The organism is Vibrio sp. R10-SG3-ISO10 (genome assembly GCF_059834185.1).
The window spans coordinates 12,096-36,783 of sequence record NZ_JCBDHG010000027.1; the positions used below are offsets into that span (position 1 = coordinate 12,096).

Annotated in this window: 27 protein-coding genes; 20 read left to right on the forward strand and 7 right to left on the reverse strand. The window is 44.9% G+C overall.

Annotation, left to right across the window (positions count from 1 at the left end):
* Positions 1–27 precede the first annotated feature (27 nt).
* The 4 genes from AC6R16_RS22280 to AC6R16_RS22295 all read left to right on the forward strand — a co-directional run bounded on the left by AC6R16_RS22280 (position 28) and on the right by AC6R16_RS22295 (position 4,926).
* A complete protein-coding gene (locus AC6R16_RS22280) occupies positions 28–732 on the forward strand; it encodes a DUF484 family protein (protein WP_004745021.1) in 705 nt (234 codons plus the stop codon).
* Positions 704–1,633, forward strand: a complete 930-nt coding sequence (gene xerC / locus AC6R16_RS22285; RefSeq protein ID WP_500675748.1) for a tyrosine recombinase XerC — start codon at positions 704–706, stop codon at positions 1,631–1,633. Before AC6R16_RS22280 ends, xerC begins: the two co-directional genes overlap by 29 nt.
* The gene (gene yigB, locus AC6R16_RS22290; protein WP_500675749.1) at positions 1,633–2,355 is read left to right on the forward strand and encodes a 5-amino-6-(5-phospho-D-ribitylamino)uracil phosphatase YigB; all 723 of its coding nucleotides are present in this window, start codon (positions 1,633–1,635) and stop codon (positions 2,353–2,355) included. The genes xerC and yigB overlap by 1 nt, the downstream gene beginning before the upstream one ends.
* A 96-nt stretch (positions 2,356–2,451) precedes the next feature.
* Positions 2,452–4,926, forward strand: a complete 2,475-nt coding sequence (locus AC6R16_RS22295; protein WP_500675750.1) for a bifunctional diguanylate cyclase/phosphodiesterase — start codon at positions 2,452–2,454, stop codon at positions 4,924–4,926.
* Here the strand turns inward: AC6R16_RS22295 and AC6R16_RS22300 are convergent.
* Positions 4,910–5,539, reverse strand: coding sequence for a tRNA-uridine aminocarboxypropyltransferase (locus AC6R16_RS22300; protein ID WP_500675751.1), 630 nt, complete (start codon positions 5,537–5,539; stop codon positions 4,910–4,912). The genes AC6R16_RS22295 and AC6R16_RS22300 overlap by 17 nt on opposite strands.
* On the reverse strand, positions 5,536–7,068 hold the full coding sequence (locus AC6R16_RS22305; protein WP_500675752.1) for a COG3650 family protein: 1,533 nt from the start codon (positions 7,066–7,068) through the stop codon (positions 5,536–5,538). The genes AC6R16_RS22300 and AC6R16_RS22305 overlap by 4 nt, the downstream gene beginning before the upstream one ends.
* 38 nt (positions 7,069–7,106) lie before the next feature.
* Here AC6R16_RS22305 and AC6R16_RS22310 point away from each other — a divergent pair, with 38 nt between their 5' ends.
* Positions 7,107–7,577, forward strand: a complete 471-nt coding sequence (locus AC6R16_RS22310) for an EVE domain-containing protein (RefSeq protein WP_494506239.1) — start codon at positions 7,107–7,109, stop codon at positions 7,575–7,577.
* A 62-nt stretch (positions 7,578–7,639) separates the two neighbouring features.
* Here the strand turns inward: AC6R16_RS22310 and AC6R16_RS22315 are convergent, their stop codons facing one another.
* Together AC6R16_RS22315 and AC6R16_RS22320 are read right to left on the reverse strand one after the other, a co-directional pair.
* Positions 7,640–8,467 (reverse strand): Cof-type HAD-IIB family hydrolase, encoded by an 828-nt coding sequence (locus AC6R16_RS22315; protein WP_500675753.1) that lies wholly within the window; start codon positions 8,465–8,467, stop codon positions 7,640–7,642.
* A 108-nt stretch (positions 8,468–8,575) separates the two neighbouring features.
* Positions 8,576–9,562: an alpha/beta fold hydrolase gene (locus AC6R16_RS22320; RefSeq protein ID WP_500675754.1), complete on the reverse strand. Its 987-nt coding sequence runs from the start codon at positions 9,560–9,562 to the stop codon at positions 8,576–8,578.
* Between the two features lie 86 nt (positions 9,563–9,648).
* On the opposite strand from AC6R16_RS22320, the gene rhtB reads away from it, so the two are divergent.
* The 7 genes from rhtB (at position 9,649) to AC6R16_RS22355 (ending at position 15,953) form a co-directional block, all read left to right on the forward strand.
* Positions 9,649–10,266 (forward strand): homoserine/homoserine lactone efflux protein, encoded by a 618-nt coding sequence (rhtB, locus tag AC6R16_RS22325; RefSeq protein WP_500675755.1) that lies wholly within the window; start codon positions 9,649–9,651, stop codon positions 10,264–10,266.
* Positions 10,267–10,287: 21 nt separating this feature from the next.
* Positions 10,288–11,514 (forward strand): EAL and HDOD domain-containing protein, encoded by a 1,227-nt coding sequence (locus AC6R16_RS22330; protein ID WP_500675774.1) that lies wholly within the window; start codon positions 10,288–10,290, stop codon positions 11,512–11,514.
* A gap of 97 nt (positions 11,515–11,611) precedes the next feature.
* Positions 11,612–11,953, forward strand: a complete 342-nt coding sequence (locus AC6R16_RS22335) for a metalloregulator ArsR/SmtB family transcription factor (RefSeq protein WP_004745032.1) — start codon at positions 11,612–11,614, stop codon at positions 11,951–11,953.
* 24 nt (positions 11,954–11,977) lie between these two features.
* On the forward strand, positions 11,978–12,979 hold the full coding sequence (locus tag AC6R16_RS22340; RefSeq protein WP_500675756.1) for an ArsJ-associated glyceraldehyde-3-phosphate dehydrogenase: 1,002 nt from the start codon (positions 11,978–11,980) through the stop codon (positions 12,977–12,979).
* Between the two features lie 70 nt (positions 12,980–13,049).
* Positions 13,050–13,547, forward strand: a complete 498-nt coding sequence (locus tag AC6R16_RS22345; protein WP_500675757.1) for a cyclin-dependent kinase inhibitor 3 family protein — start codon at positions 13,050–13,052, stop codon at positions 13,545–13,547.
* Positions 13,548–13,618: 71 nt separating this feature from the next.
* Complete coding sequence (gene arsJ / locus AC6R16_RS22350) at positions 13,619–14,839, forward strand: organoarsenical effux MFS transporter ArsJ (RefSeq protein WP_500675758.1); 1,221 nt, start codon at positions 13,619–13,621, stop codon at positions 14,837–14,839.
* 100 nt (positions 14,840–14,939) lie between these two features.
* Positions 14,940–15,953: an acyltransferase gene (locus AC6R16_RS22355; protein WP_500675759.1), complete on the forward strand. Its 1,014-nt coding sequence runs from the start codon at positions 14,940–14,942 to the stop codon at positions 15,951–15,953.
* Here AC6R16_RS22355 and AC6R16_RS22360 read toward each other — a convergent pair.
* The gene (locus AC6R16_RS22360) at positions 15,950–16,282 is read right to left on the reverse strand and encodes a DUF2500 domain-containing protein (protein WP_004745037.1); all 333 of its coding nucleotides are present in this window, start codon (positions 16,280–16,282) and stop codon (positions 15,950–15,952) included. The two genes, AC6R16_RS22355 and AC6R16_RS22360, sit on opposite strands and share 4 nt — an antisense overlap.
* 267 nt (positions 16,283–16,549) lie before the next feature.
* On the opposite strand from AC6R16_RS22360, the gene AC6R16_RS22365 reads away from it, so the two are divergent.
* The 4 genes from AC6R16_RS22365 (at position 16,550) to AC6R16_RS22380 (ending at position 19,488) form a co-directional block, all read left to right on the forward strand.
* Positions 16,550–16,915, forward strand: coding sequence for a hypothetical protein (locus AC6R16_RS22365; protein ID WP_004745038.1), 366 nt, complete (start codon positions 16,550–16,552; stop codon positions 16,913–16,915).
* A gap of 924 nt (positions 16,916–17,839) precedes the next feature.
* Positions 17,840–18,463, forward strand: coding sequence for a lysoplasmalogenase (locus AC6R16_RS22370; protein ID WP_500675760.1), 624 nt, complete (start codon positions 17,840–17,842; stop codon positions 18,461–18,463).
* 62 nt (positions 18,464–18,525) lie between these two features.
* On the forward strand, positions 18,526–18,762 hold the full coding sequence (locus AC6R16_RS22375) for a YecH family metal-binding protein (protein ID WP_500675761.1): 237 nt from the start codon (positions 18,526–18,528) through the stop codon (positions 18,760–18,762).
* A gap of 141 nt (positions 18,763–18,903) precedes the next feature.
* Positions 18,904–19,488, forward strand: coding sequence for a YhgN family NAAT transporter (locus AC6R16_RS22380; protein ID WP_500639596.1), 585 nt, complete (start codon positions 18,904–18,906; stop codon positions 19,486–19,488).
* A 50-nt stretch (positions 19,489–19,538) separates the two neighbouring features.
* On the opposite strand, the gene AC6R16_RS22385 is transcribed toward AC6R16_RS22380, so the two are convergent.
* The gene (locus AC6R16_RS22385) at positions 19,539–19,805 is read right to left on the reverse strand and encodes a DUF1145 domain-containing protein (RefSeq protein WP_500639597.1); all 267 of its coding nucleotides are present in this window, start codon (positions 19,803–19,805) and stop codon (positions 19,539–19,541) included.
* Between the two features lie 13 nt (positions 19,806–19,818).
* On the reverse strand, positions 19,819–20,421 hold the full coding sequence (gene rsmD / locus AC6R16_RS22390; protein WP_500675762.1) for a 16S rRNA (guanine(966)-N(2))-methyltransferase RsmD: 603 nt from the start codon (positions 20,419–20,421) through the stop codon (positions 19,819–19,821).
* 210 nt (positions 20,422–20,631) lie between these two features.
* Here rsmD and ftsY point away from each other — a divergent pair, with 210 nt between their 5' ends.
* The 4 genes from ftsY to rpoH all read left to right on the forward strand — a co-directional run bounded on the left by ftsY (position 20,632) and on the right by rpoH (position 24,651).
* Complete coding sequence (gene ftsY, locus AC6R16_RS22395) at positions 20,632–21,816, forward strand: signal recognition particle-docking protein FtsY (RefSeq protein WP_500675763.1); 1,185 nt, start codon at positions 20,632–20,634, stop codon at positions 21,814–21,816.
* A gap of 161 nt (positions 21,817–21,977) precedes the next feature.
* Positions 21,978–22,652 carry a cell division ATP-binding protein FtsE gene (gene ftsE / locus AC6R16_RS22400; protein WP_004745045.1) on the forward strand — a complete coding sequence of 225 codons (675 nt, stop codon included), beginning with the start codon at positions 21,978–21,980 and terminating at the stop codon, positions 22,650–22,652.
* Positions 22,642–23,610 (forward strand): permease-like cell division protein FtsX, encoded by a 969-nt coding sequence (ftsX, locus tag AC6R16_RS22405; protein ID WP_500675764.1) that lies wholly within the window; start codon positions 22,642–22,644, stop codon positions 23,608–23,610. Before ftsE ends, ftsX begins: the two co-directional genes overlap by 11 nt.
* A gap of 183 nt (positions 23,611–23,793) precedes the next feature.
* Complete coding sequence (rpoH, locus tag AC6R16_RS22410) at positions 23,794–24,651, forward strand: RNA polymerase sigma factor RpoH (RefSeq protein WP_004745047.1); 858 nt, start codon at positions 23,794–23,796, stop codon at positions 24,649–24,651.
* Positions 24,652–24,688: the final 37 nt, after the last annotated feature.

Genomic DNA, 24,688 nt, shown 5'->3' on the forward strand with positions numbered 1-24,688 from the left:
GATAATAAGAAACAATAAGGAACAGACGTGTCTCAAATTGAAGCGGATGCGCTTACGGCAGAAGTGGTTGCCGAATACTTACGTGACAATCCGGACTTTTTTCATCATCGTCGAGATTTAGTCGATAGACTGGCGTTACCTCATCAAGAGCAAGGTGCGGTTTCATTAGTGCATGTGCAAATGAACCGCCAACGTCAGCGTATTGAAGAGTTGGAAGAAGAGATCACCGCTTTAATGTCATTGGCAAAGAGTAATGATCGTACGTTCCATGAGTTTATGCAGCTGCAGGAACAAATCCTTAAGTGCGATTCATTGCTTTCGGTGGTAAAAGCGATTGAAGAAATGGCTAAATCACTCGATCTCATTGCTTATGTTCGTCTGTTGGATAACGAATCAAGTTACTATTCATTAAGCAAAGAAAATTACCAACGCTTTGCGACTAACCATCTCAATGGCAAGGGCGCTTATCTAGGCCGTATGCGTAAAGTGGATCGCGAACTGTTGTTTGGTGACAACCAACGTGCTCCGGAAATGGGCTCCTACGTGGTGTTACCGCTACAGAAGAAATCCCTGCAAGGTGTTCTAGTCTTTTCGAGCAGCGATGGCGGACACTTCCAACCGCATATGGATACTTTATTCTTGCGCCATCTAGCCTTAGTTCTTTCCCACCTAGTCGACAGCCTACCTTGGCAAAGCGAAGACCATGAGCGAATCACTAGCACCTCTGCCTAATGGTCTCCAACGGCCCCTTGAACGTTTCTACGAATACTTGCGTAGTGAAAAGGGGCTGAGCTTACATACTCAACGTAACTACAAACAACAACTTGAAACCATGGCGCAGCATCTGGCTCATTTGGGGCTAAAAGAGTGGCAACAGGTTGATGCGGGTTGGGTGCGTCAGTTAGCCAGTAAAGGTATGCGAGAAGGTATGAAAGCCAGCAGCTTGGCGACTCGCTTATCTTCGCTGCGTAGCTTCTTTGATTTCCTGATCTTGCGTGGAGAAATGACGGCAAATCCTGCTAAAGGTGTCTCAGCACCACGTAAGAAACGTCCACTGCCTAAAAACCTAGATGTGGATGAAGTGGGTCAACTACTTGAAGTGAACGAAGACGATCCGTTAGCGGTACGCGATAGAGCCATGATGGAACTGATGTATGGGGCTGGTTTACGCTTGGCGGAATTGGTCAGTATTAATGTTAAAGATGTCAACTTCTCCGCTGGAGAACTTAGGGTTGTCGGTAAAGGTGACAAAGAGCGAAAGGTGCCTTTTTCCGGCATGGCGGCAGAGTGGGTTGCCAAGTGGTTGAAGCTAAGAGCTAGCTTAGCCAATAGCGATGAGAATGGGTTATTTGTCTCTAAGCTAGGCGTAAGAACCTCACATCGCAATGTGCAGAAACGAATGGCAGAGTGGGGGCAAAAGCAGTCGGTAGCCAGTCATATCAGCCCACATAAATTGCGCCACTCTTTTGCCACTCATATGCTGGAATCGAGTAATAATCTACGAGCGGTGCAGGAGTTGCTCGGACACGAGAATATCTCGACCACGCAAATCTACACTCACTTAGATTTTCAGCATCTTGCCGAAGTGTACGACCAGGCCCATCCAAGAGCGAAGAAGAAGGATAGCGAGTAATGCAGTTTTTCCGCCATTTGCAACCGATCCAAGCGATGACGTTCGACCTTGACGATACCCTTTATGATAATCGCCCGGTAATTCGCCAGGTTGAGGCAAAAATGGCGGCTTGGCTGCATAAGCATCACCCTATTTCTGCCACTAAGACGTTGCGCTGGTGGTATGACTTAAAGCGATCATTGGCGGAGGATGACCCTTGGCTGATCAATGACGTCACGTTGTGGCGTTTTAAGCAGATTGAGAAGGGTTTGTATATTCTTGGTTATCAACCTCAGCAGGCAGAACAAGCGGCGAACGAGGCTATTGATGAGGTGCTTCGCCTGCGTAGTGACTTTACTGTCCCGCAGGAGTCACATGAAGTACTGACAGAACTCGCTAAGCGATTACCATTAGTTGCGATAACCAATGGTAATGTAGATGTCGAGAAGATCGGTTTGTCTGACTATTTTTCTTTAGTATTAAAAGCAGGGCCGGATGGCTACGCAAAACCTCACCCCCAGTTGTTCGACAAGGCTCAATCTTTCTTAGCAATGCCTACAGAGAATATTCTGCATGTCGGAGATCACTTAATTTCTGATGTGGTTGGTGCAAAGAAAAGTGGCTTTCAAGCCTGTTGGTATAATGACCAAGGTAAGAATATTTACCACGTCAATAAAGCCCGCGTGTTACCAGACGTTGAAGTGAATCGTTTGCATGACTTATTGTTATTGAGTGAGATGTAAATAACATCTGACCAAAACAACACTTTTCATATTGGTTTAGTTGGATTACGGTATAGCAAAACATAAATCAAAATAAACAACGTCTTAGGCTTTTGAATGCGCACATATTCAGCGCTGGTTAATAACAATCAGCAATTACAAGCGCATCTAAGGGATATACCGACGGAGAAATATTCTTCGTTTCTTGTTCAGCTTCTGTCTACGGATCCGGAACAGGTCGCATGCGATTATGCGAACCAAATTCTCGAGCATATTCCTGGATGCCACATCATAGGTCATAGTACTCGCCATACTATTTTTGATGGTCAGATTGTCCATCGCGGTAGTTTGGTGTCAGTTTCCTGCTTTGAACACTCTATCATTACATCTACTTGTGTTCCCATAACCAATAATCCGCTCTCTGAAGCGAAAGAGATCGTTAATGGGTTAGCGTTAACCCACCATACTAAGTCTATTATTAGCTTCTCACAGCATGTCAGCTCGCTCGATTTTAATCTCTACCAAGCTTTAGGCTCTCTCACCGATGTACCGATCAGCGGTGGCGTAGCAGCCAATGTTGATGACAGAGATGAGTGGGTTCTATGTGGCAACCAAACATTCCAAAAAATGACGGTGTCAGCTGCGCTGCATGGGGACAAGTTACAGGTTTGGCGTAGCGCCTTCTCCGAGTGGACGCCAATAGGCGGGCCACTTCGGGTAACCGATGCAGACGGGACTCAATTACGTTCGTTGGATTACCAACCTGCTTATGAACTCTATCAGACCCGCCTCTCTGAAGGCCGGACTCTGACATTAGAGCAAATGTTGAGCTTCCCCCTCAAGAGTAGCTCTGGCGTGGTCAGTTGCCCTAGAGAGCTCTACCCCGATGGCAGTATTGAGGTCGATAATGCGGTTACCATCGGTGATGAAGTGCGTATCTGCTATAACCACCCTTCGCTGACCTTAGAGCAAGTCAGGCATGATGTGATTGGTTTGGCCCAACATAACCCAGAGTCTATCTTCATCTACAACTGCGAATCGCGTTTGGAATTTATTGAAGGCGTCAGTGAAATCCAGCTATTTGATGAATTCGAAAGCTGTTGTGGATCTTTCTGTTTGGGGGAGTTCTATCGAGGTGATTCGCAGCAATCGCTTCATCACAGCATGACTTATGTTGCTTACAGTGAAGACTCTGCTCGTCCGGCGCTGACTTTTAACGAAAAAGCCGAGTTTCCGGTTTCTCCTTTGTTTCATTTAATTAGCTATACGATTGATAACCTGAATCAAACGCAGAAGAGTATGGAGCTAAAACTTGCCGAGCAAACCGAGAAGCTGATCAATAGCTACCGCCTAGACAAGCATACTGGGCTCAAAAATCGTGTTGCTTTGCAAGAAAGGCTCAAAGTCGTTAACACGGATGAGCATGTCGCAACATTGAAACTGTCTAATTTTCATCAGATTAATGAAAAGTATGGCTATCAAGTTGCAGATGAACTGATCCGTGATTTAAGTGATTACTTTACAGATAACCTTTCTGATCTGGATTGGGCACCGTTTGTTCAACAGCTCTACTATATCGGCACAGCAGAATGGGCTTTGGTGTTTTCATCGGATGTAGCGACTAATGTGCTCCAACAAGAACTATCACAATTCGCTGATAACGTTGAACATATTAATTTTGAGCCTTACGGATTGCCTGAAGTAGATTATTTATCGGTATCTATTTCAGGTGGCATCGCCAGTAAGCGCGATTTCCCTTCGATATCTGGTGATGAACTGTTGCTTAAGTCGATCGATGCGCGTCGAATTGGTAAAGCCCGCAATACTCATTTTATTAATGCCAAAGATTATTCTATTAGTGAGTTGGAGCAAAGAGACAAGCTTGATTTGATGGGGGTCGTTAGTCGCGCTATTCTGAATAAACGGATTCTTACCTATAGTCAGCCGATCTTTGCCGCTCATACCCGTGAGCAGGTATCCCAAGAGTGCTTAGTTCGTATTGAAGATGATGGTGAGATAATCGCGCCAGGGCGCTTTCTACCCATCGTTGAGGGTACGCATCTTTACACTCGTTTAAGTCGCCATATGCTGACATCAACCATAGCGCATATGGCCGACAAGCAAGCGTCATTCTCAGTTAATTTATCTCCACAAGACATGCTCAGTGACAAGACGCTTTATCTCCTTGAGCAGTCGGTTGCGAAGATGAATGACCCATATCGCTTAGGCATTGAGGTCTTGGAATCTGAACGGATTAAGGATTTTGGCCGCATGGCTGAGATTTGCGCTCACTTTAAGCAGCTTGGCGTTCGTTTGCTGGTGGATGATTTTGGTTCCGGTTACTCCAATATCGATGAAATTATTCGCCTAGAGCCGGATGTGATTAAACTCGATGGCAGTTTAATAAAAACTATCGATAAGGATCCAAAACAGCGTCAGATTACCGGTCAGTTGGTCAAACTATGCCAAGTACTCAATGCAAAAACCGTCGCCGAGTTTGTTCACAACCAAGAAGTGTGCAATATCGCGGAAAGTATTGGTGTCGACTATCTGCAAGGTTTTTACCTCGCAGAGCCTAGTCGCCTGTTTTAGTCTTTAAAATGTGACCGCTTTTGTCGGCTTTGAAAGCCAGCATATAGCGGTCAAAAAACTGCAAAAGTTGCTCTGCTTGCTGTACTTGCTTAGCTTGTTTTAGCACTTCGCAGCCAACTTCTAACGTACATAGATGACCTTGCTCCTGGTTGCGGCGTAATTGATAACGTGATGCTTGCGTTGGAGTGATGTGTACTAAAGGCAGTTGATTGAGCCAAGGGCTCTTACGCAGCATCTTTTTCGCTTCCTGCCATGTACCGTCAAGGATGATAAACAAAGGTCGTTTCTCGCTCACTGCTGTCTCATCTATTGCCTGCGACACTGGAATACTTCCGTCATCAGGAAACAGCAAGTAGGCTTGATAATTCTCACTTTGTATTAAGGACATTAACTTGTCACAAGGCTGAGTGCGTTGCCAAATATGCACGCTCGTCGCAGACAGGCTTTTATCTAACCACTGGCCAGTATTGGTCTCGCGATTAATCTCATTTTCATGGGTTACCAGTGCAAGATGGAAGCGAGTGTTGATGCTCGGTAGCTTGTGGCATACACATTGATACTGCAACTTGCACTGAGGGCAGCGATTGCCCTCAGTGGAATTCACTTGGCTCACATTACTACGCCTTGCTGGTGGGGTGTCTGCCCGTCAGAAAATAGCTGGATAGGGCTAATCTGATCGTAGTTAGCGATAGGCGCAGAGCTTGGGTTAAGCGGATAGCTGTCCCCCTGATACTTTAAAACATGTTGGTTAGGTGTCGTGCCTCCACCACTAACAAATAGGATTAAATCTTGCCATCCATCGGTTTGCTCTAGACCTAAGTTAATCGGCGTTCTTACTAGAGTAATGCGAGAGTTAAACTGCCATTGCTGTTGCTGATTTTCAAACAGCAGTACGGTACAGCCGCCAGAGCCACACCAGTTCAGCTGAACCAAGAGTTCTTTATTGCCATCACCATTTAAATCGTACTCCAACCAACGATACTTAGTATCTGCTGGGTCTATGTTGTCCGATTTAAAATACTCACGTATGGCATTGTCGACTTTAGGGTTGAACTCGGCGCTGGAAGGGATGGCTTTCGGATCTGAAGTCACCTTCGAAGTGGCGCTTTGCGTGTCTTGCTGCGCTTTAAACAGAGTTAATCCACCATCGGCAATCGGATAGATAAGACTGCCGACCTTCTCTTGGCTAGCGCTGAGTTGGTAGCCATCACGAGTGAAGATTCGCTCTGACAATAATGCTTGCTGTTGATGACGAGTCATCACCACTTGAATCTGGTCTTTGTTAAGCTGCTGCCAGTAGCCACTCTCAACCGAATCTGCTTCTCCTGTCGTGTAGCTGTAGGTGGTTGTCGCTGAGTGATCCGGATAGATTTTTAATGCGACACTAAAGTCACTCGATTTGGTTGAGGCCGCTTGATAGAGACCAGTCCAATCCTGAGTGGCGTCTTGATTAGACAGGGTAGCACACCCTTGGTAGCTGTTGCCTTCAAGCTCAAGTGTTGCACTCCAACCATAAAGTGAATCGCTCATCCCATCAACACAGCTACGTTGGTTAAGCTCTAGTGAACCGCCTTCAAACTGGTAACGACGTCGATCAGATTCTATACGGCTAGATGAGAGTTCTAATTGGCGTTTATCTTTTCCGATTTTCTGAAAGGTCAGCGCGTTGCTGGCGAAATCAATCGACCAGAATGGCTCATTGCCAAAAGCTCGGGTAGGTTTCAGCGCTTGATCACAACGCTTTGGATTCTCTGCACTAAGTAGGTTAATTGAGTCGACGACAAAGCGTGCACTGTAATCAGCAACAAAACCATCCGCTTGGCCTGTTTCAAGGTGACCGATAACTTCACCATAAAGAGGAGCATAAGGAGAGCGAACTAACTTTAGCGCTTGATGAAAGCGATCGTCAGAGATATCGAGCCAATACTGTTGATTACTTCCACAGGGTGTAATAGAGCGCACTTCATGGCCAAGCACGACTTCTCCGCGCATAACAAAAGTCTGAGGCTTTATCGTATCAGGCTTGTCTAAGCTCGCTTGCACAACGGGTTTAGATTCGCTGTCTTTGATGGTCGTTGACGTCGAACAGGCTTGTAACGCGAGTAAAATGATCACAGCCGCTGGGTTTCGGAGCGCCTTCATGCTATATCTTCCCTATTAAGAAACTGGCGGAGCCTATTATGGCATATTGGCTATTCAAAACTGAACCAGACACCTTTTCTATTGACACACTCCGAACACAAAATACCTCATGCTGGGAAGGAGTACGTAATTATCAGGCACGTAACATGATGCGTGATCAGGTCAAACTCGGTGACTTGGTGCTTATCTATCACTCATCTTGTAAGAAGGTAGGAGTGGCAGGGATTGCGAAAGTGGTCAAGGAGTCATACCCCGACCATTTCTCATTTGATCCTGAAAGTGACTATTACGACCCGAAATCAACGCCGGATAACCCACGCTGGTTTATGGTTGATATCGAATTTGTGCGTAAGACAGATCGTTTGATCCCATTGTCCGTGATGAAAGCGATGCCAGAACTAGAAAACATGCCGCTGGTGAAAAGAGGTAATCGGCTGTCGATCATGCCAGTCACAGAGCAAGAGTGGGCTGCTATTTTAGATAAAGAGAAGCTGCCCAGCCAAAGGTAACTGCGATAACAAAACAGGCTGCACAATGCAGCCTGGATTGAATTGATAGCGATAGCCGCTATCTAAAAAAGATTATCGTGCAGGTAGTGAGCCACAGCATCATCTTCATTACTACCAATCACTTCATTGTTTGGTAGCGCTTCTTTCACCTTGTGATGCGAGGTACCCATCACCAACCCTTTGCCGGCCATTTCTAGCATCTCGGCATCATTCATCCCGTCGCCAAAGGCGATACAGTTTTCTAGGTTCAAATCTAACGATTTTGCAACGGCTTCAAGCGCATGACCTTTTGACACTTCAGCAGCCATGACTTCAAGGCACCAAGGTGTTGAGAAAGCAATGTTGAGTTGATCACCAAACTTTTCACGTAGTTTGTTTTCGAACGTCACAAGATGGTCATGGTCTTGCTCTGGGTGAGTGAAGAAAATTTTAGCAATGCCATCATTTGGCGCTGAAGCTGCGTTAAAGCGTTTGTAGCTAAAGCCAGATTCACTGTGGAATTTAGCTAGCATTTCATCCTCTCGATCGAGTAACCAATCTTCGTTTTGATACATGTGGATAAAAATACTTGGATCTTCGCTGATCACATCGATCACTGGCTGCACTAACTCTTGTGGGACATTGTTGCTGTACATCAGTTGATCATTTTGGTCATGAACACGCGCGCCATTAGAGGTAATCATGTAAGCAGGAATACCAGCAATCTCACGGATACCTGCAACGTCGATGTGGTGACGACCCGTCGCAAAGACAAAGGTGAAGCCTTTTTCATGCAGCGCTTTCAGGGTTTGTTTTGAAAACTCGCTCAGCTGGTGGTTTGGTGCGAGTAAAGTGCCATCGAGATCGGAGGCTACAATGTGAAAAGGAGTATCTTTACGTGCTTCGGTCATATCACCCTCGTATGTACAACATGAATTACCTAATAAGGTAGAGGGCTCAGTTTACTTGAACATAAAGGGGAAAAAGAGGGTAAAGATCACCCTCTAGTATTTCCTATTTTAGTACTGCTCGAAAAAGGTCAGTGTGGTATCTAGAGCTTGGTTGCGGTACTCATCTTTTTCAAACAGCAGCTCATGTTTCGCGCCATGCACTATTTTAAAGGCACATTGAGTGTTGGTCCGCGCAAGCTTCTTAATAAATTGGGTTTGAGCTTGGTTAGACACGATCTGATCTTCGCCCGCCTGCATGACCACTAAAGGGACTTTTACATGGCGAGTCATTAGATAGCATTGCTTACAGGCCATCAGTCCTTGCCATACCCAGCGCGTACTTGCGCCACCAATTTTGAGTTCAGGTTGTTGCTCATAGAGATCGCGGAACCAATGATAGCGAACATCACTTTGGCTGAGAAAGTTACCCTCAAACGGTTTAGGAAAATAAGCCACTTGGCCGGGAGCAAATGTTGGTTGGGGATAAATAGCCGTTAACAGCTGACCTAAAATTGTTGCAATCGGTTTTAGGTGCCAAGGCAGATCGACGCCATACATAGGTGCACTGAGGGAAACCGCATCAAATGGGTAGTCATAACTTTGAAGGTAGCGCGTGGCAATATTGCCGCCCATGGAGTGGCCCAACAGATAACGTTTTTGGTATTGGTCCAAATTGAAATGGTGCAGCAGTTTGTCTAAATCTTTGACGTAGTCATCGAACTCTTCCACATAGCCCATCTGCTTGTCTTCAATCAGGCGGTCAGACAAACCTTGTCCTCGATGATCGTAAGAATAAATATCGTAACCCTGGCGGAACAGATCGTAAAACAGCTCTTGATACTTTGCGCAGCACTCTATGCGTCCGTTGACCACCACGATCGCTTTGGTGTGTTCTGGCGCGCTGAGTTTAATCCAATACAGAGCGGTTTTGTCGAACGATTTTATATAGCCTTCCTCTCTAGACTCCCATAATTTAGCAATATTGCTATTGATTGCTTGCTCAAAATTGGACTCTTGAGTATAAGAAGGAGTAATGTTGAAGCTTGAATCATTCATGGTTGTTAAGCGCCTGATTACGATTTCATTTTTGCGACAGATTTAGATTATGTGTCTCTAGCTGCATTTAGTCGAGGGGAAATACGATGGATATGCATGTTTGGCTTGCTTATGTAGTCACAGCGATTGTTTTTAGCTTAGCTCCGGGGTCTGGTACGGTGAACTCAATCAGTAATGGCTTGAGTTATGGTACGCGACGTTCGTTGGCTGCGATTGCCGGTCTACAGATAGGTCTGACTATCCATATTATGCTCGTTGGCGCGGGTATTGGCGCTCTGGTTGCTCAGTCTGCGTTTGCGTTTAGTGTGATTAAGTGGGTGGGTGCTGCTTACTTAGTATGGCTTGGGATTCAGAAGTGGCGCGATCACTCTAGCTTAGCAGCCGCGGAAGCGACTCAGCACCTATCGAGCATGAGTTTGATGCGCAAGGCGGTATTGATCAATCTGACCAATCCTAAATCGATTGTCTTTTTGGTGGCGCTGTTCCCTCAGTTTCTGGACCCAGCAAAAGACCAGTTAACTCAACTTCTCGTACTTGGAGTGACAACCGTGACTATTGATGCGTTTGTTATGTTGGGTTACACCAGCTTAGCCGCTCAGATGGGACGTTTTATTCGCTCAGATAAGATTATGTCGCGTATCAACAAAGTCTTTGGCTCTATGTTTATGGGCTGTGGTGCGCTTCTAGCGGCGGCAAAAGCGTAACGACTCATCATGCAAAAACGGATGAGAGACACCTATGTGGCTCGCCAACCTATACTTAATGCCAAGCGGCAAACCTTAGGGTATGAGTTGCTTTTTCGCGATGGTGAAAACAACGCATACCCTGCTCATGTTGAATCTAATCGGGCGACATATCGTCTAATTGTTGAGAATTTTCTCTCCATAGGTACCAATCCAGCCTTGGCGACCTCACGTTGCTTTATCAATTTTCCTCACTCTAGCTTAGTGCGTTTGTTGCCTCTTTCCTTGCCTAAGGAGCAAATCGTCGTTGAGGTGTTGGAAACATGCACGCCAAATGATGAGCTATTTGCAGCAGTCAAGCAGATCCACGCTAGTGGCTACTTAATTGCGTTGGATGATTTTGTGTATAAGCCAGAGTGGGAACGATTTCTGCCCTATGTGCAAATAGTCAAAATCGATATTATGGCGACGGGGCTGGAAGAGTCTTGTGCTTTAGTTCAGGAACGCTTAGCCAAGGGAGTAAAGCGTAAGTTCCTCGCAGAGCGAGTCGAAACTGAAGAAGAGTTTATTGCCACGCGCTCAGCGGGTTTCAGCTTTTTTCAGGGCTACTTTTTCAGCAAGCCACAAATTGTCCGCCAACGCTACGTCAGCCCTCAACACGCCATCGCGATGGAGCTGTTTAAAGAGGTGTGTCAGCCGGAAGTGGATTTTGAAAAGGTTGAGCGAATTGTCGCTCGCGATGTTGCGCTGTCGTACAAGTTACTGCGTTTCGTTAATACCATGTCGAATCGCATTGAAGTGCCTATCTCTTCTTTCCGTCAGGCCTTGGTCTACCTTGGTCAAGATAAGCTTAAAATCTTCGTTTCTTTAGCGGTCGCCTCGTTCGTTTCCGCCAACAAGCCGAAAGAAATCTATACCTTATGTCTGCAGCGAGCTCAGTTTTTCTTGCTGATGGCGAACGACAATCCTTTCAACCAATTCCGCGAACAAGCTTTCCTGATTGGATTACTGTCTTTGTTGGATTCTATGTTGGATATGTCCCTTAAAGACTTGGTCGAGCAACTCCCTTTAGCGGCGGCAATCAAGGTTGCTTTGTTAGAGAGGCAAGGTCCTTTTGGCGACCTTCTCAGATTGGAAGAGTGCTACGAAAGCGCGGACTGGCAGGGGATGGAAGCAGCATGTAAGCAGCTTAACCTATCACTCAATGAAGTTATGCCGCGTATCTCTCAGGCTCAGCGTTGGAGCCAAGATCTCAACACCATCGTTTAGTTTATTTATTAAGCTTTTATGACAATGCATATGCCAGGCTTGATCTAAGTTCGTTTTTAAATAAATATATACGCATATCCATATATGAGTATGTTTTATGTTACCTCACCAATTCTTTAAGTTGTTGTCTGATGAAACCCGAGTTCGCTGCTTGATGTTGATTATGCGCGAAGAGTGTTTGTGTGTAGGTGAATTGACCGAAGCGCTACAAGAGAGCCAACCGAAAATTTCTCGTCATCTGGCTCAGCTACGCTCAAATGGCATTTTGGTTGATGTCCGTCAGGGGCAGTGGGTGTTCTACCGTTTAGCTGCTGATTTACCGGGATGGATGAAAAAATTGATAGATGATCTTGTTGCTTCTAACTGCCTTAAAACAGAGTACCAACAAGATATTGAACGACTTCATGCAATTCAGGCTCGACCTGTTTGCTGTCAGTAATTAAGAAATAAAAGAGATAGAGTTATGGCAATTAAAGTAGGTATTAACGGTTTCGGTCGCATCGGACGTTTAGCGCTTCGCGCGGCTTTTGATTGGCAAGAGCTAGAGTTTGTCCAGATTAATGACGTAGCGGGTGATGCTGCGACGCTCGCGCACCTGTTAGAGTTCGACTCAGTACAAGGCCGCTGGCACCATGAAGTGAAAGCCGAAGGCAACCAAATCTTAATCAATGGTCAGGTTATCAATACTACGCAAGAGAAAGATATCGATACGATTGACTGGTCTGGCTGTGACGTAGTGATTGAAGCGACAGGTGTGCATCGTAAAACTTCATTCCTAAACAAGTACCTAGCTCAAGGCGTTAAGCGTGTTGTTGTGTCGGCACCCGTAAAAGAACAAGGCATCGCGAACATTGTCGTTGGCGTAAATGACGAGATATTCGACCCGGCGGTACACCAGATTGTAACTGCTGCCTCTTGTACCACCAACTGTATCGCTCCGGTAGTTAAAGTCATCAATGAGAAGCTAGGTATTGAGAACGCTTCGTTCACTACCATTCATGATTTAACTAACACACAAACCATCCTTGATGCGCCGCATAAAGATCTGCGTCGTGCGCGTGCTTGCGGTATGAGCTTAATTCCAACCACGACGGGCAGCGCGAAAGCGATTGTTGAGATTTTCCCTGAACTCGAAAATCGCATTAACGGCCATGCTGTACGTGTACCTCTGGCGAACGCTTCTCTTACCGACATCATCTTTGAAGTGAAGCAAGATACCACCGCGGAAGAGGTGAACGCGTTACTTAAAGATGCTTCACAAGGTGAACTGAAGGGCATTCTGGGCTTTGAAGAGCGTCCGCTGGTGTCGATTGACTACAAAGGTGACCAACGCTCTACGATTGTAGACGCATTATCTACCATGTTGGTTGGTAAGCGTATGGTGAAAATCTATGCTTGGTACGACAACGAGATGGGTTATGCGACCCGCACGGCTGAGTTAGTCCGTAAAGTTGGCTTGGCATAATATTCCTCATACTGAAGCGGTAACTCCAGTTATTTTGAATATTGGTTCTATAAAAAATTTTAAGAGATTGATGACGATGACACATCCAACGTGGCAACTCGATGTAGAAAATGGTGCGTTAGTACTTACTCCTTGTCCTGGCACTAAGGGCGTTGAACTAGAGGCTTCTCTTGCGCAGTTAAAAGAGCAAGGCGTAGAAGCGATTGTGACTGCATTAGACGATGCAGAGCTTGCAAGTAAAGATGTCTCTGAGCTAGGTGCTAAAGCGCAGCAACTGGGTATGCAGTGGTTCCAAATTGAGATTGAAGATGATTGCGCTCCAGGTGCCGAGTTTGCCGCTAAGTGGCAAGCCGCTAGCCCAGAGCTACACAAAATCGTTGATAACGGCGGTAAAGTAGCGATGCACTGTATGGGCGGTTCAGGCCGTACAGGGCTTTTTGCGGCTCATCTACTGCTAGAGAAGCAGTGGAAACTGGAAGATATTGTACGTGAAGTTCAAGCGTTGCGCCCAGGTGCCTTTACTAAACCAGTACAAGTTGAGTACATCACCGCAGTAGCGGCTAGATAGCTAGGTTGAGAGCTTTTGGATCATAGGTGTCCCAAAGCTCTATCCGCTGTAAATTGTCGAGGATTTCATCTATGTTCTCTAATCTCAGCAAAAGTGTTCGTCAGTATATGCTGGTGACGTTCAACTACTGGAACTTCACCATTACTGACGGTGCTCTGCGTATGCTGGTGGTGCTGTATTTCTATGACTTAGGTTATAGCTCGCTAGAGATCGCCTCACTATTCCTTTTCTATGAATTCTTTGGCGTTGTGACCAATTTGGTTGGTGGCTGGCTTGGCGCGAGGTTAGGTCTCAATAAGACCATGAATCTCGGTTTGGGGTTGCAGATTGTGGCGTTGGCGATGTTAGCGGTGCCACATGTTTGGCTGACTATACCTTGGGTCATGGCTGCTCAAGCTTTGTCTGGTATCGCCAAAGATCTCAACAAGATGAGTGCTAAGAGCTCAATCAAAACCTTAGTTCCAGATCAACAACAGGGAGCGTTGTACAAATGGATAGCGATCTTAACGGGTTCTAAGAATGCCCTTAAAGGTGCAGGCTTCTTTGTCGGTGGTTTTCTGCTTTCCACCATTGGATTCAAATATGCAGTGTTGACTATGGCTGGCGTGCTGACGCTAGTGTTTATCGGCAGCGTGTTGAGCTTAGAGGCTGACTTAGGTAAGGCGAAAAGCAAACCTAAGTTTAAGCAGATATTCTCCAAATCGGAGTCGATCAATATCCTTTCCGCTGCTCGAATGTTCCTATTTGGTGCGCGTGATGTGTGGTTTGTGATTGCTCTGCCAATCTACCTTGGCAGTGTATTTGGTTGGGATCACTCATGGGTTGGTGGTTTTCTTGCTGTTTGGACGATTGCCTATGGTTTTGTCCAAGGTATCGCCCCTAAGATCACGGGGAAGGCACAGGGTAAAGTGCCGGATGGCCATACCGCTATGTTGTGGGCGGGTGGGCTTGCTATCGTCACGGCGGGTATCGCCTATGCTGTACAAGTTGGTTGGCAACCACAACTAGTGATTGTTGGGGGCTTAATGATCTTCGGTGCTATTTTTGCCATCAACTCTTCGCTGCATTCTTATTTGATTGTCAGCTATGCAAAAGGCGATGGTGTTTCACTTGATGTTGGCTTCTATTATATGGCAAATGCGATGGGACGTTTGATTGGTACTATCCTTTCAGGGTTTGTGTTTCAGATGGCCGGTTTAGCCGCGTGTTTGTGGGTCTCTTTTGCCTTCCTCGCTTTGACTACGATGATTTCGATTAAGCTACCTAAGATGAAACAAATCGCGACAGTATAAAAGTTACCCACCGTTTCATGACTAAAAGCTGACCAAGGTAATACTTTGGTCAGCTTTTTTATTGCTATATTCAATAGGTTATTAGCAGAAGGGTAGTGGCATGAGAGAAAGAGTTCTGTTTTTTGACTTACTGCGATGCGTTGCTGCGGTTGCGGTGATTGCGATTCATGTTCTTGCCCCGTATCGAGATGAACTTGGTCAAATCCCTTTTGGAGAGTGGGCGACTGCGGTCGGGGTAAATAGTGTCAGCCGGTGGGCTGTTCCCGTTTTTATCTTGATCACGGGTGCATTGATGCTGAGCGACAAGCGTCCCTTTGATGCTAAATATTATGTCAAAAGGCGCTTGGGTAAAGTTCTTGTTCCATTCTTAGTTTGGTCATTGTTCTATGCTTATCTGTCAGGTTGGAGCATCAATGGCTTTGATGCTTTAGAGGCTAAACAGGTACTCGCTGATAGCGCGACGGATGCTACATACTATCACCTAGGGTTTTTCTACTATTTCATTCCACTCTATTTTGTTATTCCATTTTTCCAGTTTGTAGTGAGGCAATATGGTGACAGTTCCTTATACGCCTTTGTCTTAATTTGGTTAGCGACCACTTTATTGTTCTTGTTCGACATTGATGGAGTTTGGAGTAATGAACTGTGGCTATACAGTGGTTATTTACCGTTAGGGTATTTGTTGTATCGACGAGTGCCGTTGACTAAAGGCTACGTTGCGATATTCGCTTTGCTTGGAAGCGTTGCACTGTTTACCACCGCTTACATGGTGATTACTGACAGCGTCGCCGCGCAGGAGTACACAGTCGGTCGATGGCTTTCGTATAAGACTCTTAATGTCGTTCTTGCTGCGAGTATGATTTTTATGCTTTGTCGTTATTTTGGCGAAGGACCTTCACAAAAGTCTAATCAAGTGATTGGATTTATCAGCAAAAACAGCCTAGGTATCTATATTCTGCATCCGATTTTTCTCTGGCCAATGAAAGAGTTTGGTTGGCATCAAGGTCATCCTGCTTGGGTTATTCCACTATGGATAGTGTTAAGCGGTGCAGGGGCATTGGCTTTAAGTTGGTTGCTTTCTCAATCTTCTCGTACGCGCTGGTTGTTGCCTTAACGCTTCATGGCGAAATGAAGAAACTTGTCGCCTTGGTAGGTTAGCGTGCCTTGATCGCCTGGGTTTAGAGCGTGGAAATAGTGGATGCCTACCTGAAACTCGCGCTTTGGCCCAATGCGACCTTTCTGGACATAAATCCAATACTCTTGGTCATCTTGGCCTGGCTCGGCATCTTCGACCGCAATTGACTGCTTGTCGAGAACGGTGACTTCAGCGGTTTGTTCTGGTGCGTTTTCACCTTGAATATGTTTGCGATAGAAATGAACAAACGCCCAGCCACTCGCCAAAGCGAAGATCACGATAAAAGCAAACAATAATGGTAGCGACATGGTGGGGGCTCTCTTTCTCTCATCTCCTTTATAGTTTATCGACATTCTATAGATTGTGTTGGGCACGGCTCTTGCTGTATGAACAAAGTGATCAATAGCATAAGAATCTTCGACGCATATCACATGCCAATAAGTTGTATGAGCGCGTGTTTCTGTTTAGCTATTGATTCTTTTACACAAATTTACTTGAAACTTGCACAAAAAGTGGGACAGTAGATAGAAGAAAGATCAAACACCCCCTAAACTTAATAGCGATGGAGGGAAACTATGTCTGATATTGAAAAAGTGGTCACTCGAACACGTAGACTCGAGAAGCTCCTCCGAACGCAATATCATGCTGACGGTAAGGGAATGCACCAGCTTATTACTAGTTGTGAAGAGCGCTTGCCTCATGATGTGATTGATAAGCTGAGATATATCGCGACAATTCGTAACAAAGTGGTTCACGAAGAGGATTTTAAGCTCGATAGTCGTCGAGACTTTCTCACTGTGTGTGATGAATGTGAAAAAGAGCTTACACCAAGAAGCAGTCGATTTATTTGGAGAGCAGCAATTACCTTGATGACGCTAATAACTTTGGCGGCATTACTCTTTTATTATGCGCATTGGGATATTCTATCGAAGCATTTATAGCTTAAGCTTTAAAAATGGCACTTTTCATAAGTGCCATTTTTTTAACCAGTTGACTAACTTTTGATAGATAAATGAGTGCCAAGTCACCAGAAAGTAAAAAGGGACGCAATCGCGTCCCTTTTTGTTTTTGTCTATTTCTCTTAGTACATCATCGGCAGTGTCATTAGGCCAACGACTACTGCGATCATTACAAGTCCTTGTTTTTGTGAAGAAGAAATCATAGCACTGCTCCTTAAATTTGATGTTTTACGATATATTTTAAAGAATAGCAGGTTTTTGATGGTTAGATCAAGTCATTTAATGGATAAGCCTTAAAAAAGTAACTTTTCTTACTTTATTTGAGGCTATTTGTCGTCACTATTTTGATTTTTAATGATTGAGTTTCTGTGTAAAAACTAGACACTAGTCACTCGGGAATGTTTTTAATTTGTTGTTTTTGTTGGCTTTTGTTTGTGTTTCAAACTTGTTACTGCACTAATCTTGTAAGTTTTGAGTGCTTGGATCTTCTTAGGTTGGCTGGGTGTCAGTTTACAGTCTTATGACTTAATTCTGGCGTTGTTTTAAATAACGAGGCATAAATAATGTGGCCTTAGTGTCTTTGGATTAACATTAAAAATACAAAACAGGATTTTGTTTACCTTTTTGCTTGTATTAAGTGTCTGTTTTATTTTGGAAATTACTCTTTTCTTGTTGGTGTTGATTGGAATCTTTGCTTTTTTGCCAGTTTAGTTAGTTAGATATGAGCTAGGTTCTAAACACTAAGTCATTATGAGCTGGATGGCTCAAGTTGGTGCCCGGCTAGAATTTTTTAGGGTTAGCTCTAGAGAGGTATTATTATTATCGAGATCCAAGTTTTGCCTTTTGGCGGTAGACATCGATGACTCTCTGCCTACACTAGCAGCTCATTTTTATTGAGGTGTTCGAATGTGGAGCTGGCTATCTGTGGCCCTTTCTGGGTATATCAGTATTTCCGCTAATGAAAGCAATCACATAAGACAAGCGGTGATGTTTAAAACAATGTCGCTACTGATGCTGCTCGTGATGCTCTGGAGCCAACAAGGGCTTGTAGGAGCGGCTGCTTGGTGGGTATCACTCGGTCTTATCATTTCTATGCTTGCCGATGGGCTTTACATCTACAAGAAACACCTCAAGCTTTGCTTTGCTGGCTTTATTGCTGCGCAGCTTTGCTATAGCGCATCGTTTTGGTTCAAGCTTTCTGGTGAGATAGTCTGGTGGTTGCCCGCGATGTTGCTTGGTATAGGCGTGGTGAGTTTTTTCTTGCTACTACCTAAAATAGATCGTTTGATTTTTCCGGTAGTAATGATGGGCATTGTTTTACTGCAATTGAACTGGGCTGCAGGGGAAGTATGGTTAATCAATGGTGGTCTCGCTAGCGCAGTTGGATTTATTGGTTCCATTACCTTAATGCTTTCAGCCGCTTTGTTAGCCATCCATGACTACAAACATTCAATTATGAAAGGCCGCTATCTGATCTCTGGTAGCTATCTACTCGCGCACTCTTTAATTACTGCGTCACTGATTATCTAAAATCAAAGAAACTTTCTTGATTGAAGGTATCCTCAAAGCAAATTCATTATTGAGGATGGCCAATGTCGACTGAAATTCATGCCCATAACGTTCTAAACTTGCTAAGAGAACGCCCAATGTCGAAGTCAGAGCTAGAGCTAGCAGTGAGTGAGGCATTTGGTGAGCAAGCTCGTTTTCGTACTTGTAAGTGCAATGGCTTCAATCTTGATACCTTACTCGAGTTCTTCATTGAGCGTGAAAAAGTGATCGTCGAGGATGGGATTTGGATGATTAATGCCGAGCGGGTATGTAGCCATTAGATTGTCTTGTAAATCGCTAAAGCCGATACTCTTTTATTGGCAAGATAAATTGCTTTAATGCCTCCAAATCCTTGAACGAGATTGCTATACTTCGCCGACTTTTTGTGCGCTTAGATTTATCCCGTTTTCTGGAGGCTTTTTATGGACATACTTTCCGCTGCGACCATGTTGTTCTTAATCATGGATCCGCTAGGCAATCTTCCTATTGTCCTATCTATCCTGAAACACTTAGATCCTAAACGTAGACGTAAAGTCCTCGTTCGTGAGTTATTCTTTGCGCTTGGTATTTTGCTGTTATTCCTATTTGCCGGTAAGAGCATTCTCAACTTCTTACATGTGCAGCCAGAAACGCTAAGCATCTCGGGTGGTATTATCCTGTTTATCATCGCCATTAAGATGATTTTCCCAAGCGGTGGCAGCATAACAGGCCTTGCAGCAGGTGAAGAGCCGTTTATTGTGCCTATGGCAATTCCAATGATTGCTGGTCCGTCTGTGATTGCTGCATTATTACTGCTTTCTAGCCAACACCCAGATAATCTAATTGAGTTATCAGCGGCGGTTTTACTGGCGTGGGGGGTAACCTTCTTTATCTTAATGTTCTATAACTTCTTCCACCGTATTTTGGGAGAGAGGGGCTTAAAAGCGGTAGAACGTTTGATGGGATTACTACTGATTATGATCTCGACTCAGATGTTCCTAGATGGCGTTAAAGGCTACCTAGGCTAGAATAGACAGAGAAAAAAATGCCGCTTTAAACAGCGGCATTTTTTGTGTTCTTAAGTCATGTACTTACGACGGATATCGAGTAAGGCAAAAATACCAAAGATCAGAATTGACCACTTTTCCCATCTACTCATCTTAATCTTGTCGCCAAAGGCACCAATGAAAATCGCCATTTGTAGTCCGTGCATAATAAATAGGAATGCAGTCATGATGTAGAGTGCAATGGCTGCTTTACCTGGAAAAGGCATGAAAAAATTAAGAATAAGAATAAACCAAACGAACCCAATCGCGGCTTTAGCTAACATAATCAGTGCTTTCATTAATAAACGTTCCTTATTCGCTTTGTTGTCTTTCAAACAGTCTGAAACTGACCTGACCTGCGTTCTTTTCTCTGTGTAAATGCCAGTGGGCAGGGATTCCGTCAAGGCTCAGCTCTTTCTCTGTTTCAACATAGATCATCGCATCTTCGGCTAACCAGCCATTTTTCTCAAGTAGGGAAATTGTTTCGTTAAGTAACCCTTTACGAAAGGGGGGATCAATAAACACGACATGATGCGGGGTTCCAGGTTGCTTTAAATAGCTTAGCGCATCAGTGTTGTGGGCCTGAAGGTTAGTCGCTTTCAATGCCGCGATGTTCTTTTTAATCTGATTGAACGCATTAGCATTGAGCTCGACCATAGTAACCATTTCAGCTTGGCGAGAGGCCGCTTCAAAGCCCAGCCCACCTGAACCGGCAAACAAATCTAGGCATTTTGCACGAGGAACGTCCTGTGCCAGCCAGTTAAATAGCGTCTCTTTTACGCGATCGGTTGTCGGTCTTAATCCTTCAGCATCATGCACAGGGAGTTTACGTCCCCTCCATAAACCGCTAATAATACGAACAAAGCCAGTTGAAGGCTTTTTTTGTGATGTGTTTTGCTGGCGACGTCTTACCATAGATTTTTTGACCGCTAATAAAGTGATACTATAGCCAGTCGCTCTGCTGTGAGCGCTAACATACAGCCCAAATTTGTTGATGACAAAGTGTATACCATCCCATAGGTAGTTAAAAACTTTTCACTGTGTTGTCATTTTTCTTTTCTGCGCGTGGATAATCCGGGCGGAAAAGAGTCTGAGTTAAAATAAGACGATCTAGGATAGCCCCAGATGACGGAAAAAAAGAAGCGCGGATTACTTTCTTGGCTTGGTTTCGGCGATGAAGAGCAAACCAAGCTACCCGCTGAAGAACAACAAAATACCATTGAAGATGCTGTCGAAGAGACACCAGTTGTTGACGAGCAAGTTGAGCAACCTAAAACTGAACTAGCAGAAGCAGAAGCAGAAGCAGAAGCAGAAGCAGAAGCAGAAGAGGTTGTTGAAGTTATAGAACAGCCTGTTGAGCCACGTGTTGCTGAACAAGAAAAACCGACAGAGAGCTTCTTTGCTCGCTTGAAGCGTAGCTTAGCTCGCACCAAAGCCAATATTGGTGCCGGGTTCTTTGGCTTGTTTAAAGACAAACAAATAGACGATGAGTTATTTGAAGAGCTAGAAGAGCAGCTACTTATCGCCGATGTGGGTATGGATACCACACTTAAGATCATCGACAACCTGACCGAGAAAGCGTCTCGCCAAGATCTTAAAGATGGTGAAGCTCTTTACGGCTTGCTCAAAGAAGAGATGGCAGAGATCCTATCCAATGTTGAGAAGCCACTGGAAGTCGACACCTCTAAAACCCCTTACGTGATTCTTATGGTCGGTGTTAACGGGGTTGGTAAAACGACAACCATTGGTAAGCTAGCGAAACAGTTCCAAGCTGAAGGCAAAAAAGTCATGCTTGCAGCGGGTGATACTTTCCGTGCCGCTGCGGTTGAACAGCTACAAGTTTGGGGTGAGCGAAACAATGTCCCTGTTGTCGCGCAGCATACCGGCGCAGATAGTGCTTCTGTTATCTATGATGCAATTGAATCAGCGAAAGCGAAAGGCGTTGATGTGGTCATCGCTGATACCGCGGGCCGTCTGCAGAACAAAGCGAACCTGATGGAAGAGCTGCGTAAGATCGTTCGTGTAATGCAGAAGGTCGATGGTTCTGCACCGCATGAAATTATGCTGACTTTGGATGCGGGTACCGGTCAAAACGCTATCAGCCAAGCAAAACTGTTTAGTGATGTCGCGCCGCTAACGGGTATTACCCTCACTAAGTTAGACGGCACCGCGAAAGGTGGCGTGATCTTCGCACTTGCCGATCAGTTCCAAATTCCAATTCGTTACATTGGTGTTGGTGAAGGGATTGATGATCTACGCCCATTTGAAACTCAAGAGTTTATTGATGCGCTGTTTAGCCGCGAAGACTAATCCCCGTCATATTTGAAGCTGCAGCGTTGTTGACGGCATCAATTCCGCCCTAATCAAATAGAGCACCTATGCTCATAGGGCTGAATGGATTTGTCGACTAGCTGCAACTCCAACTATTTAGGGGATAAATATTATAGAGAAGTTCATAAGAGGGATTTCGGGTGATAAAATTTCAGCAAGTGAGTAAGGCTTATCGTGGTGGACGACAAGCCTTACAGAAGGTCGATTTTCATCTTCGTCGTGGTGAAATGGCTTTTCTTGGCGGACATTCAGGTGCCGGGAAAAGTACCCTGCTAAAGTTAATCTGTGCCATTGAGCGACCTACGGATGGCAAAATCAGCTTTAACGACCACGATATCACTCGAATTCCTAACAAGGATATTCCCTTCCTACGTCGCAATATCGGCATTGTGTTTCAGGATCATCGTTTGCTGATGGACCGAAGCGTGTTTGATAACGTCGCTTTGCCGATGCGGATTGAGTCAATCTCTGAGAACGAAATTAAGCGTCGTGTATCTGCGGCTCTGGATAAAACTGGGCTGTTAGACAAGGCGAAATGCTTGCCAAGCCAACTGTCTGGTGGTGAACAGCAGCGTGTCGGTATCGCGCGTGCTGTGGTTAATAGACCAACTTTACTATTAGCGGATGAGCCTACCGGTAATTTAGACCCAGAACTCTCTAGCCGGGTACTGAAGCTATTTGAAGAGTTTAACCGTGCTGGTGTCACCATCCTATTAGCAACGCACGATATTGGGTTAGTGAACACTCGCCCACAATACCGCCATCTAGAGCTAAACCAAGGTTTTTTGAGTGAGGTGGAAGATTATGGGCACTAATAAGCGTAACAAAAACGCCAACGCCTCTCGTGCTAAAAATCGCGTCAAGAAAGACAGCTTTTTCACGGTTCATTTCAAGCAAGCTAGACTTTCTCTCGCTGAATTTTGGCAGCGGCCACTGGGTAATATTCTTACTTTAGCGGTTATCTCGATGGCATTAGCCATGCCTTCTGCTTTGTACCTATTGGGTAAGAATATTTCTGCTGCTTCAACCAATGTCACCAGTCCGTCGCAAGTAAGTGCTTACATAGAAGAGCGCACACCTGAAGCACGGATCATGGTCCTCAAAGATGAACTAGAAACATCGCTTGATGTGGCTAAAGTTGAATACATCTCCCCGCAGCAAGGTCTCGATGACCTCAGCCAATACTCCGGCTTTGAACAGGCTCTGAGCTTACTAGATGATTACGCACTGCCTGGCGTATTGGTGATTACACCGAGCAAAGATGATAAACAAGCCATTAAACGTCTCGCTGAGCGCGTCGCTAGTGAAGAAGGGATTACCGATGTTCGCTTGGATGAAGATTGGTTAACGCGACTCGACGCGATCAAAAACCTGGTCAGTGGCATCGTGATTACCTTATCAGTATTGATGCTAGGTTCAGTGTTCTTAATTGTTGGTAACACATTACGCTTTAACGTGTTAGCCAATAAAGAAGAGATCCAAACTATGAAGCTGATAGGGGCGACCAATAGCTACATTCTTCGCCCATATTTGTACTCTGGTATGTGGTTTGGTCTGCTAGGTGCGATTACAGCCTGGGTTTTAACAGCGGTAATTACAGTTCTACTTAATAGCAGCGTAGAAAAGTTGGCGCTTCTGTATGATAGCCACTTCAGATTGGTGGGTCTAAGTTGGGATGAGTCTTTACTGCTGGTGATGTTAGGAACCTTCCTTGGCTGTTTAGCGGCAAAGGTTTCAGCGCAGCGTCATCTCAAAGAAATTGAACCCGTTTAATTGAACCGGATTATTTTGTTGTTGTCATACTATTGAAAAAAGTAGACGCTACCGTATACTTTTCCTCTTGTATAGACGAATTGTTTATGCATAATAACCTTCCCCTGCTTGAAACCTGTTCATTTTAGGTTCAAGATTGGTGGGCTAAAACATACTCCAGATCAGAGATTGATGAGGACTTGAATGACTAACCAAGCATACCCAATGGCTGTAGTGACACAAGATAGCTTAGACAGCTATATTCGTTCAGTGAACAGCTATCCAATGCTAACTCCTGAAGAGGAGCGTGGACTTGCAGAGCGTCTGCATTACGACGGTGAAATTGAGGCTGCAAAAGGCTTAATCCTTTCGCACCTGCGCTTCGTTGTGCACGTGGCTCGTGGTTATTCAGGTTACGGTCTACCAATGGCTGACCTTGTTCAAGAAGGTAACATTGGCTTAATGAAGGCAGTAAAACGCTTTAACCCTGAAGTCGGTGTTCGCTTGGTTTCATTCGCGGTGCACTGGATTAAAGCTGAGATTCATGAGTACGTTCTGCGTAACTGGCGTATTGTGAAAATCGCGACAACTAAAGCGCAACGTAAATTGTTCTTCAATTTGCGTAAGTCGAAGAAGCGCCTAGGTTGGTTTAACAACGGTGAAGTTGAAACCGTTGCACGCGAATTAGGTGTAGAGCCTTCAGAAGTTCGTGAAATGGAATCTCGTTTGGCTGCGCAAGATGCGACATTTGAAATGCCAACCGATGATGATGACTCAAATGCTTCTTACACTGCACCTATGGTGTACCTAGAAGATAAATCTTCTGATGTTGCCGATAATGTTGAAGCTGCAAACTGGGAAGCGCACACTAACAACCGTTTGAGCTTAGCACTAAAGAGCTTAGATGAGCGTAGCCAGCACATTGTTCGTTCACGTTGGTTAGATGATAACAAGTCGACGCTGCAAGAACTGGCAGAAACCTATAGCGTATCTGCAGAGCGAATTCGTCAGCTAGAAAAGAACGCGATGAAGAAATTGAAAGCGGCGGTTGGTGAGTTCTAACCTCTGACTTTTCAAAAGAATCTACTAAGCCGAGATC

Excerpts from the sequence above, each read along its gene's own strand:
- AC6R16_RS22375 (WP_500675761.1), top strand. The coding sequence starts at position 18,526 with ATGTCGACTGAAATTCATGCCCATAACGTTCTAAACTTGCTAAGAGAA.
- AC6R16_RS22305 (WP_500675752.1), bottom strand. The coding sequence starts at position 7,068 with ATGAAGGCGCTCCGAAACCCAGCGGCTGTGATCATTTTACTCGCGTTA.
- AC6R16_RS22330 (WP_500675774.1), top strand. The coding sequence starts at position 10,288 with ATGAGAGACACCTATGTGGCTCGCCAACCTATACTTAATGCCAAGCGG.
- AC6R16_RS22370 (WP_500675760.1), top strand. The coding sequence starts at position 17,840 with ATGTGGAGCTGGCTATCTGTGGCCCTTTCTGGGTATATCAGTATTTCC.
- rhtB (WP_500675755.1), top strand. The coding sequence starts at position 9,649 with ATGGATATGCATGTTTGGCTTGCTTATGTAGTCACAGCGATTGTTTTT.
- AC6R16_RS22345 (WP_500675757.1), top strand. The coding sequence starts at position 13,050 with ATGACGATGACACATCCAACGTGGCAACTCGATGTAGAAAATGGTGCG.
- arsJ (WP_500675758.1), top strand. The coding sequence starts at position 13,619 with ATGTTCTCTAATCTCAGCAAAAGTGTTCGTCAGTATATGCTGGTGACG.
- AC6R16_RS22360 (WP_004745037.1), bottom strand. The coding sequence starts at position 16,282 with ATGTCGCTACCATTATTGTTTGCTTTTATCGTGATCTTCGCTTTGGCG.
- AC6R16_RS22385 (WP_500639597.1), bottom strand. The coding sequence starts at position 19,805 with ATGAAAGCACTGATTATGTTAGCTAAAGCCGCGATTGGGTTCGTTTGG.
- AC6R16_RS22320 (WP_500675754.1), bottom strand. The coding sequence starts at position 9,562 with ATGAATGATTCAAGCTTCAACATTACTCCTTCTTATACTCAAGAGTCC.
- AC6R16_RS22315 (WP_500675753.1), bottom strand. The coding sequence starts at position 8,467 with ATGACCGAAGCACGTAAAGATACTCCTTTTCACATTGTAGCCTCCGAT.
- AC6R16_RS22335 (WP_004745032.1), top strand. The coding sequence starts at position 11,612 with ATGTTACCTCACCAATTCTTTAAGTTGTTGTCTGATGAAACCCGAGTT.
- AC6R16_RS22380 (WP_500639596.1), top strand. The coding sequence starts at position 18,904 with ATGGACATACTTTCCGCTGCGACCATGTTGTTCTTAATCATGGATCCG.
- yigB (WP_500675749.1), top strand. The coding sequence starts at position 1,633 with ATGCAGTTTTTCCGCCATTTGCAACCGATCCAAGCGATGACGTTCGAC.
- AC6R16_RS22295 (WP_500675750.1), top strand. The coding sequence starts at position 2,452 with ATGCGCACATATTCAGCGCTGGTTAATAACAATCAGCAATTACAAGCG.
- AC6R16_RS22310 (WP_494506239.1), top strand. The coding sequence starts at position 7,107 with ATGGCATATTGGCTATTCAAAACTGAACCAGACACCTTTTCTATTGAC.
- rsmD (WP_500675762.1), bottom strand. The coding sequence starts at position 20,421 with ATGGTAAGACGTCGCCAGCAAAACACATCACAAAAAAAGCCTTCAACT.
- AC6R16_RS22355 (WP_500675759.1), top strand. The coding sequence starts at position 14,940 with ATGAGAGAAAGAGTTCTGTTTTTTGACTTACTGCGATGCGTTGCTGCG.
- xerC (WP_500675748.1), top strand. The coding sequence starts at position 704 with ATGAGCGAATCACTAGCACCTCTGCCTAATGGTCTCCAACGGCCCCTT.
- AC6R16_RS22365 (WP_004745038.1), top strand. The coding sequence starts at position 16,550 with ATGTCTGATATTGAAAAAGTGGTCACTCGAACACGTAGACTCGAGAAG.
- ftsY (WP_500675763.1), top strand. The coding sequence starts at position 20,632 with ATGACGGAAAAAAAGAAGCGCGGATTACTTTCTTGGCTTGGTTTCGGC.
- rpoH (WP_004745047.1), top strand. The coding sequence starts at position 23,794 with ATGACTAACCAAGCATACCCAATGGCTGTAGTGACACAAGATAGCTTA.
- ftsX (WP_500675764.1), top strand. The coding sequence starts at position 22,642 with ATGGGCACTAATAAGCGTAACAAAAACGCCAACGCCTCTCGTGCTAAA.
- AC6R16_RS22340 (WP_500675756.1), top strand. The coding sequence starts at position 11,978 with ATGGCAATTAAAGTAGGTATTAACGGTTTCGGTCGCATCGGACGTTTA.